Source organism: Rhizobium sp. P1_B8, from assembly GCF_056406515.1.
On sequence record NZ_JBFTZZ010000001.1, the window covers coordinates 540,417 to 553,066 of the forward strand.

Here is a 12,650-nt window from a genome sequence, read left to right on the forward strand (position 1 = left end):
CGCATGTCCAAGGCACGCACATCTCCCATCCGCACCGGCCTCGTGCATCTGGCGCTGAGCGCCTATACGCTGGTCGCGCTGTTTCCGGTGTTTCTGACCATCGTCAACTCGTTCAAGGATCGTGCCTCGATCTTCCGCGAGCCGCTGATGATCCCGACGCCGTCGACCTTCAGCCTCGTCGGCTATCAGACGGTGCTCGGGCAGGGCGATTTCGCCACCTATTTCCAGAACAGCTTCATCGTCACGATCGTCTCGATCTTGCTGGTGCTGCTCTTCGGCGCCATGGCGGCCTTCGCGCTCTCGGAGTATCGCTTCCGCGGCAATATGCTGCTTGGTCTCTACATGGCGATCGGCATCATGATCCCGATCCGTCTCGGCACGGTGGCGATCCTGCAGGGCATGGTCGCGGCCGGCCTCGTCAATACGCTGACGGCGCTGGTCCTCGTCTATACCGCGCAGGGCATACCGCTGGCGATCTTCATCCTGTCGGAATTCATGCGCACGGTTTCGGACGATCTGAAGAATGCCGGGCGCATCGACGGGCTTTCCGAATATGCGATCTTCTTCCGTCTGGTGCTGCCGCTGGTCCGCCCTGCGATGGCGACGGTCGCGGTGTTCACGATGATCCCGATCTGGAACGACCTCTGGTTCCCGCTGATTCTCGCGCCCTCCGAGGCCACCAAGACGGTCACACTCGGCTCGCAGATCTTTATCGGCCAGTTCGTCACCAACTGGAACGCGGTGCTGGCGGCGCTGTCACTGGCGATCCTGCCTATCCTCGTCCTCTACGTCATCTTCTCGCGGCAGCTGATCCGCGGCATCACGTCAGGAGCCGTCAAGTGACAGTAAAACCGATCCGTGTCCTCGTTGCCGGCCTCGGCAATATGGGTCGCAGCCACGCGCTCGCCTATCACAACAATCCCGGCTTCGAGATCGTCGGTCTCGTCAACCGCTCGACGCCGCAATTGGAGCCTGAGTTGCAGGGCTATACGATCCATCCCGACTTCACGGCGGCGCTGGCCGAGCTGAAGCCGGACCTCTGCTCCATCAACACCTACTCCGACAGTCATGCCGATTATGCCGTCGCCGCCTTCGAGGCCGGCTGCGACGTCTTCGTGGAAAAGCCGCTTGCAACCACCGTCGCCGATGCCGAGCGCGTCGTCGCGGCAGCTAAGAAGGCGGGGCGCAAGCTGGTGATCGGTTATATCCTTCGCCATCATCCTTCCTGGATGAAGCTGATCGAAGAGGCGCGCAAGCTCGGTCCACCTTACGTCTTCCGCATGAACCTCAACCAGCAGTCCAGCGGCCCGACGTGGGCGACGCACAAGTCGCTGATGCGCACCACCTCGCCGATCGTCGACTGCGGCGTGCATTATGTCGACGTCATGTGCCAGATCACCGACGCCAAGGCTGTCGAGGTGCGCGGCATGGGGCTGCGTATGTCGGAAGAGATCGCCGCCGACATGTATAATTACGGTCACCTGCAGGTGCTGTTCGAGGATGGTTCGGTCGGCTGGTACGAGGCCGGCTGGGGCCCGATGATCTCGGAGACCGCCTTCTTCGTGAAGGATGTGATGTCGCCGAAAGGCGCGGTGTCGATCGTCATGGATCCGAACGCCAAGTCCGACGATATCGACACACACACCAAGACCTCGGTGATCCGGCTGCACACTGCCGAGACCGGGCCTGACGGCAAGTTCATCCGACCCGACCAGGACATGACGATGGAAGGCGAACCCGGCCATCAGGCGCTCTGCGACCTGGAACAGGCCTTCATGCTGAGGGCGATCCGCGAGGATCTGGACCTCGACCGCCATATGGCGGATGCGGTGGCGTCGCTGCGCATCTGCCTTGCCGCCGACGAGAGCGTGCGTACCGGCCAGCCGGTCAGATTGTAAGGGAAAAACAGTGGGATCGCTTCAACTCAAATCCATCCGCAAGACCTATGGCACGCATGAGGTGCTGAAAGGCATCGACCTTGAGGTCAAGGACGGCGAATTCGTCATCTTCGTCGGGCCGTCGGGCTGTGGGAAATCGACTCTGCTGCGCAGCATTGCAGGCCTCGAAGACGTCACGTCAGGCGCCGTCGTCATCAATGGTCGCGATGAGACGCTGACGCCGCCGGCCAAGCGCGGCATCGCCATGGTGTTCCAGTCTTACGCGCTCTATCCGCATCTGACGGTCAAGGACAATATGGGGCTTGGTCTCAAGCAGGCCGGCACCGCCAAGGACGAGATCGACAAGCGTGTCGGCAAGGCATCCGGCATGCTTTCGCTGGAACCCTATCTGGCGCGGCGGCCGGCCGAGCTCTCCGGCGGCCAACGCCAGCGCGTCGCCATCGGCCGTGCCATCGTACGCGAACCCGAACTCTTCCTGTTTGACGAACCGCTGTCGAACCTCGATGCGGCGCTGCGCGTCCAGACCCGTCTCGAAATCGCCCGGCTGCACCGCAGTCTGAAGGCGACGATGATCTATGTCACCCACGATCAGGTCGAGGCGATGACGCTTGCCGACAAGATCGTGGTGCTGAATGCCGGGGCGATCGAGCAGATCGGTTCGCCGATGGAACTCTATAAACGACCGGCCAATGTTTTCGTCGCCGGCTTCATCGGCTCGCCGCAGATGAATTTCATCGCGGCCGAGAAGGTTGGCGATCACAGCGCCAAGACGATCGGCGTGCGTCCCGAACACCTGACGTTGTCGCGCGAACAGGGGACTTGGGCTGCGAAGGTCGTGCATGTCGAGCATCTCGGCGCCGACACGATCATCTATCTCGAATCTGATCAATGCGGCCTGTTGACGGCGCGTCTTTTCGGCGAGCATCAGTATGAGCCGGACGAGATCGTCTATGCGACCCCGGACCAGGCGCATGTGCATCGCTTCGATGTAGACGACCAGGCGATCCGCTAAGCGCATGACAGAACGAAAAAGCCCCGCCAGCCAGCCTGGCGGGGCTTTTTCGTTTCCCTTCGTGTGCGGTTCGCTCAGCCGAGCACGGGCCGCATGAAGCTGCGTTCATAGCTGACGATACTGCGGTTGCGTTTGTCGAGTTCGAAAGCGGCCTGACATTCCGGATCGCTCGCCATGCGTGTGCGATAGTCCTCGTAGGTGGCAAGGCTCGGGAAGGAAAACAAGGCAACGGCAATGTTGTTGGCGCCTTCGGACGGCAGGAAATAACCGTGATGGGTGCCGCCCATTCTGTTGACGATCGGAATCCAGAGCTGGGCATATTCCTCGAATTCGGCAAGCTTGTACGGATCGATCACATAACGCAGGTGGCAGGTAATCATTGACATATCCCATCGCGTAAATGCCGGGCGGAGGGCTGCCCGGCTCATTTGGTCTATTCAACTTCTGGCACTGGGCTGGGAGAGTTCAAGTGCTTTACGGTGATGGCTGCATCACGTTTGCTGACAGGTCGGCCGGCCTGAAATGAAAAAAGCGCCGCGTCGGCGGCGCCTTCCAGGCGAGGTCGCGCTACGCTGGTTAGTCGCGGATGATGAGCAGGTCGGCTGCCATGAAGCGCAGCGTTACCGTTTCGCCGGCCTGCGGCGGGGTGGTGCCCGGGCTGTTGAACATATCGAAGGAGATGACGTTGCCGCCAACATTCATGCGGGTGCGGATGACCGACCCCAGAAAATGGGCCGAAACGACCTGACCGGTCAGCGCCGTGTCGCTCTTGACGCTGTCGGAGAGCGAGCCGGCTTCCGGACGCAGGGCTAGCGAAATGGTTTCGCCGGCCTTGTGGGCGGCGACGGACTGCTTCAGCGTTATGCCCTGATCGCCGATCTGGATGCGGTTGGTATCGGGATCGACGACCTTGGCCTCGATGAGGTTCAGCGTGCCGACGAAGGAGGCTACGAAGCGCGTCGCCGGCGTATTGTAGATCTCGAAGGGCGAACCGATTTGGTCGGCCTTACCGGCATTCATGACGACAATGCGGTCGGAGATTGACAGGGCTTCCTCCTGATCGTGGGTGACGAAGACCGTGGTGATGCCGAGTTGCTGCTGGATCTGGCGGATTTCCTCGCGCAGCGACACGCGGATCTTGGCGTCGAGTGCGGAGAGCGGCTCGTCGAGCAGCAGCACCTGCGGCTTGACAGCAAGCGCACGGGCAAGGGCGACACGCTGCTGCTGGCCGCCCGACAGTTGATAGGGGAAGCGGTCGGCCAGGTGATCGAGCTTGATCAGGCCGAGCATTTCCTTGACGCGGGCGTCGATCTCAGGCTTCGGCGCGCCTGCCACCTTGAGGCCGAAGGCGACGTTGTCGTGCACCGTCATGTTGGGGAACAGCGCGTAGGCCTGGAACACCATGCCGATATTGCGCTGGTTCGGCTTCAGCGAGCTTTGATCCTTGCCGTTGATGGTCAGCGTGCCGCCGGTCGGCGTTTCAAAGCCGGCGATCATGCGCAGGACGGTCGTCTTGCCGCAGCCCGACGGTCCGAGGAAGGAGATGAACTCACCCTTCTCGATCGTCATGTTGAAGTTCTTGACGACCTGAACCGGGCCGAAGGATTTCTGAATGTTGTTCAGCGTGAGAAAAGACATGAGCCAGATACCTTAAGCCTTTGCCGGGGCGGCTTTGCCGAAGCGGGAAACGAGGTTGAGCAGGCCCATGCTGAGCCAAGTGATCGAGAAGGCGATGACGGCAAGCGCCGAAGGCTCATAGGCCTTGTTGGCGCCGACGAGCTGCAGGTAAGGACCGAAGGCCGGACGGTTGAGAAGTGCGGCAAAGGTGAATTCGCCCATGACGATTGCGAGCGTGATGAAAGCGCCTGAGAGCACGCCGCTCATGACATTCGGGAAAATGCACTTGAACATGATGGTCGTCCATCGGGCGCCGAGGCTTTCGGCCGCTTCCGTCAGCGTGCGGACGTCGATGGCGCGCATGGCGGTGTCGACGGCGCGGTACATATAGGGCAGGGACAGCGTGATATAGGAGAAGACCAGCAGGATGTTGGTCCCGGTCGTCGAACCCGTCAACGGTAAGTAAGAGGACGAATTATACATTCTGAGGTAACCGAAGACGATGACGATCGCCGGAATGACAAGCGGCAGTAGCGTGATGAATTCGACGACCGGACGCATCTGCGGCAGGCGCAGGCGCACCCAATAGGCCGTCGGCACGACGAGCAGCATGCCGAAGACGATGGTGAGCAACGCCATCAGCATGGAATAGCCGAAGGTCTCGCGGAACTGAATGTCGGAGAATACCGACTCATAAGCGTCGAGGCTGTATTCGCCGCGGCGCATGCGCAACGAAAACTCGATTGTGCCGATCAACGGAATGACGAAATAGGATGCACCCAGAATGACAGCGATCCAGGCTCCGAGACGTTGAGCTTTCATTTCTGCCACCGTTCGGCGCGCATGCGCAGCATGAGGTAAAGGACGTTGGAGACGCCGGTGATGACGATCATGCCGAGCGCGATGGCGTAACCGAGATTGGCATTGTGCAGAACGTCGCCGCGGATCTGCGCGTAGAGCAGGATCGGCACGATGTTCAGCGAGCTGCCGGTCAGCGCGAAAGCGGTGGCGATGGCGCCGAAAGCATTGGCGAAGAGCAACAGCGTCGTGCCGAGCAGGCTCGGCCAAAGGATCGGCAGCGCGACCATCGTCCAGTACTGGCGGTTGGTGGCGCCGAGGATCTGCGAGGCTTCACGCCATTCCTTCTTCATGCCGTCGAGGGCCGGCGTCAGGATCAGCACCATCAGCGGTATCTGGAAATACATGTAGGTGATGGTGAGGCCTAAGAAGGACAGCAGATTGAAGCCGGTGCCGTAGAGATTGAAGCCGAACCATTCGCGCAGGAAAATCGTCACAAGCCCGGTGCGGCCGAGCGTTGCGAGAAAGGCGAAGGCAAGCGGCACGCCGGCGAAATTCGAGGCGACACCGGAGAAGGTCAAGAGCGTCGAACGGACGGAGGCGGGCAGGCCACCGAGCACGACGGCCCAGGCGAGGAAGAAGCCGATCAGCGCACCGCCTAGAGCCGACGCCACCGAGACACGGATACTGATCGAGTAGGCGCTCATGATGGATGGGGTAAAGAGATCACCGATATTCTTCAGCGTGAAATCGCCCTCGGGCGTCAGGAATGCGCCCGCCACAAGATAAAGCGTGGGGATGATCAGGAACAGCAGGGAGAAAATGATGAAGGGTGCAATGCCCAGCCAGTCGATCACGCGATCTCTGTTGATCAAGGGGGCACTGCGCACCATAGGCGTTGAAACGGTGCTCATGGACAAGCTCATCCTGGGGCGTCGGAGTGAGAAAACCTCCCCGCCTTGCGGCGGGGAGGCAGGATTAGAGGCTACTTGACGGCGGCGCCGACGACGGAATCCCAGTTCTTGGTGATGGCTTCCTTGCCAGCGGACTGTTCTTCGAGCGTCGGGAAAACGGCCTTTTCATAGGCTGCAGCCGGCGGCAGCTTGTCGAGCAGTTCCTTCGGGATCTTGTTGTTCTTGGCAAGATCGTTGAAGCGGATCGGGTGGCAATAGCCCTTCAGCCAGCCGAGCTGACCTTCGTCGGAATAAAGGTATTCCATCCAGAGCTTGGCAGCGTTCGGGTGCGGAGCGAAGGCTGAGATAGCCTGGACGTAGACACCGGCAACGACGCCCGACTTCGGAACGACGACCTCGAACGGAGGATTGCCCTTGAGGCTTTCTCCCCAGGAGAGGGCGTTGTAATCCCAGGCAACGATGATCGGCGTCGAGCCCTGCGCGAACGGAGCCGCCTTGCCGACGACCGGCACGAAATTGCCGTTCTTGTTTAATTCGGCGAAGAATTTCAGACCTTCTTCGCCGGCCTTGGCAGCGTCACCGCCGGATGCGGAAAGACCTGCGGCATAGACGCCCTGGACGGCCTGGTTGGCGGTGCGCGGGTCGCCTGCGAGGGCAACGCTATTTGCGTAGTCGCTCTTTTTCAGGTCGGCCCAATCGGCCGGCGATTCCTTGACGAGATCCTTATTCACGAGGAACGAGAGAACGCCGTAGTAGTCGCCATACCAGTAGCCTTCGGCATCCTTGGCGGTATCCGGGATGGAGTCCCAGGTGGAGACCTTGTAAGGCTGGATCAGGCCGTCTTTCTTTGCAGACGGGCCGAAAGAGAGGCCGACGTCGATGACGTCAGGAGCCTGCGGGCCGGTGTTGCCCTTATTGGCCTTGATGGCTTCGACTTCGTCGCCCGAACCCGCATCCGGGTTGAGCTCGTTGACCTCGAGGCCATACTTGGCCTTGAAGCCGGCAATGACTTCGCCGTAGCCGCACCAGTCGTGCGGAAGAGCGATCGTCGTCAGCGTGCCTTCCTTCTTGGCGGCGGCGATAAGTTCAGCGCTCGGCTCGGCAGCGGCAATCGCGGTCGAAGCCACGATCATCGCAGTAGAAAGCGACAGTAGTCGAGAAATGTTAGAGATCACTGTTGTTCTCCTTCGGGTTTTCAGTGTCTGGCGATGCTGTTAATGAGCTTACATGAAGCTTGTATGACGATTGGATGACGTTCATTTCACCCTAAATAGCAGGCGGTTGCGGCAATGTTTCGTTTGCGACAGCGCGCTGTGGTTCCGTGAAAATCCGTCATTGTTTTTCTTCTGTTTTAATCTTGTCCTCCTAGCCGGGTTTACGGAAAAGCCTGGTCTGCTCGAACAGGCCTTCCAGTGTCTTCATGCGCTCCTTCGTCTCGTCCCAGGTCGAATTCTGAACGGCCTCGATCAGCGCTTCGACGATGAAAAGGGTGACGACGGAGGAATCCCAGGCCGACGGCGCCTCGATCCGGACGCGAAAAGCATGCCTGGCGAGCTTGGCGGCGGGCGAGGCCCACTGGTCGGTGAAGACGACGATTTCGGCGCCACGCTTGCGGGCGGCGGTGGCGAGGCTCACCATCTCCTGCTCGTAGCGGCGGATGTCGAAGATGATCAGGATGTCGCCGGCATTCATGTTGAGGACATATTGCGGCCAGCTGCTGGAATTCGACGATAGCAGTGTCGTTGCCGGCCGGATGACCTGCATATGGGTGAAGAAATATTCGGCAAGCGCGCCAGTGATGCGACCGCCGACGAAATAAAGGCCGCGCTTACGGTCGGAGAGCAACGCGGCGACGCTGTCGAAAGTCGCGGTGTCGAGATCGGTCAGCGTCTGGCGCAGATTGCCCATGATCGCATCGGCGAAACGGTTGAGAATATGGGTGCCTGGGGCGTTCTGCGCCCAGCGGTCATGTTTGGCGATGGGGTTCGAGATCGTCGCCTCGACTTCCTGATGCAGATGCGCCTGAAAGTCCGGATAGCCCTTGAAGCCGAGCTTCTGCACCATGCGCACGACGGTCGGCGTCGAGACGCCGGCGTTCTCGGCGATCGTGGTGATGCTACCGAGCCCGGAGACCGGATAATTGTCGAGCAGGCTCTCGGCCAGCTGCTTCTCGGCACGCGTCAACACCCCCAAATGCGAGTGTATGACGTCCGAAACCGTCTTCGACGCAACTGTCACGTACTTATGCTCCCCGGGATGGTCTGGCGCCACTTTCCCACTCAAAGTTAACAACGCTGTCATAATCCATGTCAACCACTGTCATGAAAAGAAATTTTCAGTGGATGCTTGACACAGGTTGAAACCTGAAGAATTCTTTTCTTCATAAGGAATTTGTTAAGGGATAAGGAGTGGCGCCTTTGGTGCTAGCCCGACCGAAAATCCTCAGCGAAGCGGACGGTGACTGCGTCGGGATCGAGCGCATCCACGGCCGGAGTCCGGTGCTTCTCATCTGCGAGCACGCTTCGAATGCGCTTCCAGCCCTTTTCGGCGATCTCGGCCTGCCCAGCGAGGCGCTCACCAGCCACATTGCCTGGGACCCGGGCGCGCTTGCGGTCGCCCGCAGCATATCGGAAGCGCTCGACGCGACGCTTGTTTACCAGCGGTTCTCGCGGCTTATCTATGACTGCAACCGGCCGCCCAGTTCACCCGGCGCCATGCCGGAAACCAGCGAGATCTACGCCGTTCCCGGCAACAAGGATTTGAGCCCTGAAGAACGGCTTGCGCGCACCGACGCGCTCTACGTTCCTTTCCATGACGCCATTCGCGGACTGATCCGCGATCGCCGGGCGAGGGGACAAGACAGCGTCATCGTGACGATGCACAGCTTCACGCCGGTCTATCACGGCCGCGAACGTGCCGTCGAACTCGGCATATTGCACGATGAGGACAGCCGGCTTGCCGACCGTATGCTGGAGGTCGCGGCCGAGGCGCCGCTTTACAGGACGGAACGCAACCAGCCTTACGGGCCTGAGGACGGCGTGACCCACACGCTGATCCTGCACGGGCTTTCGAACGGCTTGCGCAATGTGATGATCGAGGTCCGTAACGACCTCATCGCAGACGATATCGGCCAAGGGGTCATGGCCGACTATCTGAAAGGGCTGCTCCAGCAAAGCCTGGACGCCTGACATAAAAAGAAGACCCGAGGGAGCAGTTTAACTGCGGACGTCCGCACGGCGAAAATGCCGCGGACAATTGGCACTGAACCGGCCGCAATCCCGCGGCCGATCGTGAACAGGGGGAAGTCATGTCGGATTATTCCGAACTGGACAAGAAGCAGGATGTGCACATCCTGCATTCCATGGGTTATGCCCAGGAACTCGAACGACGCATGAGCTCGTTCTCGAACTTCGCCGTATCATTCTCCATTATCTGCATCCTCTCTGGCGGCATCAATTCGCTGGCGCAGGCAACCTCGGGCGCCGGCGGAGCCGCGATCGGCATCGGCTGGCCACTCGGCTGCTTCATCTCGCTCGTCTTCGCCGTCGCCATGGCGCAGATCAGCTCCGCTTATCCGACGGCCGGCGGCCTCTATCACTGGGGCTCCATCCTCGGTAACCGTTTCACCGGCTGGCTGACCGCCTGGTTCAACCTGCTCGGTCTCGTCACTGTGCTCGGCGCCATCAACGTCGGCACCTACTATTTCTTCATGGGTTCGTTCGGCACCAGCTATTTCGGGCTGACGGATACGACGATGGTGCGCATCGCCTTCCTCGTTGTCATCACAGGCGCGCAGGCGCTCGTCAACCACATGGGCATCGGACTGACCGCGAAGCTGACGGACTTTTCGGGTTATCTGATCTTTGCAACAGCAATCGCGCTGGCGGCCGTCTGCCTGATCGCAGCGCCCTCCTACGAGATCGGTCGCCTCTTTACCTTCGCCAACTATTCCGGCGAAGTCGGCGGCAATGTCTGGCCCTCCACTTCCGGTGCTTGGGTCTTCCTTCTCGGCCTGCTTCTGCCGATCTACACCATCACTGGCTATGACGCCTCGGCGCATACGTCGGAAGAGACAGTCAAGGCTGCCGAATCGGTCCCGCGCGGCATGGTCGCGTCGGTTCTCTGGTCGGCGCTTTTCGGATACATCATGCTGTGCGCCTTCGTTCTGATGCTGCCGAATATGGATGATGCGGCAAAGCAGGGCTGGAACGTGTTCTTCTGGGCGATGGACAGCCAGGTGAACCCGATCGTCAAGGATATTCTCTATCTTGCCATCTTGGTCAGCCAGTGGCTGTGCGGGCTTGCGACCGTCACCTCGGTCTCGCGCATGATCTTTGCCTTCTCGCGTGACGGCGGTCTGCCGGCATCGAAGGCACTGTCGAAGGTCAGTCCGCAGTATCGCACGCCGGTGGCTGCGATCTGGACCGGCTCGATCCTGTCGGTTCTGTTCGTCTGGGGTTCCTCGCTCGTTTCGATCGGCGATACGCCGGTCTATACGATCGTCGTCTCGTGCACGGTCATCTTCCTGTTCTTCTCCTTCGCGATCCCGATCACGCTCGGCCTGTTCGCCTGGGGCACGTCGAAGTGGGACAAGATGGGGCCATGGAACCTCGGCGAAGGCGTCTTCAAGCTCTTCGCGGTGCTGACTGTGATCGCGATGATCCTGATCTTCATCCTCGGCATCCAGCCGCCGAATGAATGGGCGCTCTACATCACCGTTGGTTTCCTGGTGCTGACCGCGATCGTCTGGTTCGGCTTCGAAAGCCGTCGCTTCAAGGGGCCGCCGATCGGCGCCGAAGTGGCAAAGCGTCAGGCCGAGATCGCGGCCGCCGAAGCAGCCGTCGGCGAAAGCGGCGAAAACTAAGCATCAAGGCTTCCCTCTCAAATGGCGGGGCCGCATCCTGCGGCCCCATCACGGTTCAACGAAAAGGCATCGGGCCGAAAAGTCCGGCCGAGCGCATGCGATTTCGTTGCCCCGATTTTGTCAATCCAATTCAGGCGGATCAATCATGAGCAGCAGCTACACAATCGACGACCTCAGGAAAGATGTTGCCGAAGGGCGCATCGACACGGTTCTGGCCTGCCAGGTGGATATGCAGGGCCGGCTGATGGGCAAGCGTTTCCAGGCGGAATATTTCGTCGAGAGCGCCTGGAAGGAAACGCACAGCTGTAACTACCTGATCGCCACCGACATGGAGATGGAGACCGTCTCCGGCTACAAGGCGACGAGCTGGGAGAAGGGCTACGGCGACTACACGATGAAGCCGGATCTTGCGACGCTGCGTCGAATTCCCTGGCTGGAAGGCACCGCGCTGGTGCTCTGCGATGTGCTTGACCATCATACGCATGAGGAAGTCGCTCACTCGCCACGCGCGATCCTGAAGAAGCAGGTGAAGCGGCTCGAGGATATGGGCATGAAGGCCTACATGGCCTCCGAGCTCGAATTCTTCCTGTTCGACCAGAGCTATGAGGCGGCGCAGACTTCCGGCTACCGCAACCTCAAGCTCGCCAGCGCCTATAATGAGGACTACCACATCTTCCAGACCACCAAGGAGGAAGAGGTGATGCGGGCGATCCGCACCGGGTTGCAGGGCGCCGGCATCCCGGTCGAGAACTCCAAGGGCGAAGCTTCGGCCGGCCAGGAGGAGATCAACGTGCGCTACGCCGATGCGCTCGCCATGGCCGACCGCCACGCAATCATCAAGAACGGCTGCAAGGAGATCGCCTGGTCGAAGGGCAAGGCCATCACCTTCCTGGCCAAGTGGAATTACAATGCGGCCGGCAGTTCCTCGCATATCCACCAGTCGCTCTGGAGCCTGGAGGAAAAGCCGCTGTTCTTCGACCATACCGGCAAGTACGGCATGTCGCCGCTGATGCACAATTACGTCGCTGGGCTTCTCGCCCATGCGAGCGAGATCACCTATTTCCTGGCGCCCTACATCAACTCCTACAAACGCTTCATGGCCGGCACGTTTGCGCCGACCAAGGCGATCTGGAGCAAGGACAACCGCACCGCGGGCTACCGGCTCTGCGGTGAGGAAACCAAGGGAATTCGTATCGAGTGCCGCGTCGGCGGCTCCGATCTCAATCCCTATCTCGCCTTCGCCGCGCTGCTTGCCGCTGGCATTGACGGGATCGAGAACAAGCTGGAACTCGAAGCCCCCTTTGTCGGCGACGCCTATGGCGGCAAGGGCGTTCGCGAAATCCCGCGCACGCTGCGTGCGGCCACGACCGAAATGACGGAATCGGCAATGCTGCGCAAAGCCTTCGGCGACGACGTGATCGACCATTACACCCGCGCTGCCGAATGGGAGCAGGAAGAATACGACCGCCGTATCACCGACTGGGAAGTGGCGCGCGGTTTCGAAAGAGCTTAATAGGCATTTGCGGGTTGCTTGCCCTTCACCCTAA

Annotated in this window: 12 protein-coding genes; 6 read left to right on the forward strand and 6 right to left on the reverse strand. The window is 60.3% G+C overall.

The window, feature by feature from the left end:
- Positions 1-3 precede the first annotated feature (3 nt).
- From AC1D2N_RS02570 to AC1D2N_RS02580, 3 genes are read left to right on the forward strand one after another with little or no spacing between them, the layout of a single operon-like run.
- Positions 4-843, forward strand: a complete 840-nt coding sequence (locus AC1D2N_RS02570) for a carbohydrate ABC transporter permease (RefSeq protein WP_018074095.1) — start codon at positions 4-6, stop codon at positions 841-843.
- Entirely contained in the window at positions 840-1,898 is a 1,059-nt protein-coding gene (locus AC1D2N_RS02575) for a Gfo/Idh/MocA family protein (RefSeq protein WP_028732869.1), read from the forward strand. The genes AC1D2N_RS02570 and AC1D2N_RS02575 overlap by 4 nt, the downstream gene beginning before the upstream one ends.
- Positions 1,899-1,908: 10 nt before the next feature.
- On the forward strand, positions 1,909-2,910 hold the full coding sequence (locus tag AC1D2N_RS02580; RefSeq protein ID WP_017988986.1) for an ABC transporter ATP-binding protein: 1,002 nt from the start codon (positions 1,909-1,911) through the stop codon (positions 2,908-2,910).
- A 74-nt stretch (positions 2,911-2,984) separates the two neighbouring features.
- Here the strand turns inward: AC1D2N_RS02580 and AC1D2N_RS02585 are convergent, their stop codons facing one another.
- The 6 genes from AC1D2N_RS02585 to AC1D2N_RS02610 form a co-directional block, all read right to left on the reverse strand.
- A complete protein-coding gene (locus tag AC1D2N_RS02585) occupies positions 2,985-3,290 on the reverse strand; it encodes an NIPSNAP family protein (protein WP_028732868.1) in 306 nt (101 codons plus the stop codon).
- Positions 3,291-3,486: 196 nt separating this feature from the next.
- Positions 3,487-4,548 carry an ABC transporter ATP-binding protein gene (locus AC1D2N_RS02590; RefSeq protein ID WP_028732867.1) on the reverse strand — a complete coding sequence of 354 codons (1,062 nt, stop codon included), beginning with the start codon at positions 4,546-4,548 and terminating at the stop codon, positions 3,487-3,489.
- A gap of 12 nt (positions 4,549-4,560) precedes the next feature.
- Entirely contained in the window at positions 4,561-5,349 is a 789-nt protein-coding gene (locus AC1D2N_RS02595) for an ABC transporter permease (RefSeq protein ID WP_003561111.1), read from the reverse strand.
- Entirely contained in the window at positions 5,346-6,239 is an 894-nt protein-coding gene (locus tag AC1D2N_RS02600) for an ABC transporter permease (protein WP_018242905.1), read from the reverse strand. Before AC1D2N_RS02600 ends, AC1D2N_RS02595 begins: the two co-directional genes overlap by 4 nt.
- Positions 6,240-6,310: 71 nt before the next feature.
- Positions 6,311-7,414 carry an ABC transporter substrate-binding protein gene (locus AC1D2N_RS02605; protein ID WP_018242904.1) on the reverse strand — a complete coding sequence of 368 codons (1,104 nt, stop codon included), beginning with the start codon at positions 7,412-7,414 and terminating at the stop codon, positions 6,311-6,313.
- Between the two features lie 190 nt (positions 7,415-7,604).
- On the reverse strand, positions 7,605-8,477 hold the full coding sequence (locus AC1D2N_RS02610; RefSeq protein WP_018242903.1) for a MurR/RpiR family transcriptional regulator: 873 nt from the start codon (positions 8,475-8,477) through the stop codon (positions 7,605-7,607).
- Positions 8,478-8,656: 179 nt separating this feature from the next.
- Between AC1D2N_RS02610 and AC1D2N_RS02615 the strand changes: the two genes are divergently transcribed.
- The 3 genes from AC1D2N_RS02615 to AC1D2N_RS02625 all read left to right on the forward strand — a co-directional run bounded on the left by AC1D2N_RS02615 (position 8,657) and on the right by AC1D2N_RS02625 (position 12,616).
- On the forward strand, positions 8,657-9,427 hold the full coding sequence (locus AC1D2N_RS02615) for an N-formylglutamate amidohydrolase (RefSeq protein ID WP_047623428.1): 771 nt from the start codon (positions 8,657-8,659) through the stop codon (positions 9,425-9,427).
- Positions 9,428-9,546: 119 nt separating this feature from the next.
- A complete protein-coding gene (locus tag AC1D2N_RS02620; protein WP_028732865.1) occupies positions 9,547-11,103 on the forward strand; it encodes an amino acid permease in 1,557 nt (518 codons plus the stop codon).
- 145 nt (positions 11,104-11,248) lie between these two features.
- Positions 11,249-12,616 (forward strand): glutamine synthetase family protein, encoded by a 1,368-nt coding sequence (locus tag AC1D2N_RS02625; RefSeq protein WP_018446579.1) that lies wholly within the window; start codon positions 11,249-11,251, stop codon positions 12,614-12,616.
- Positions 12,617-12,650: the final 34 nt, after the last annotated feature.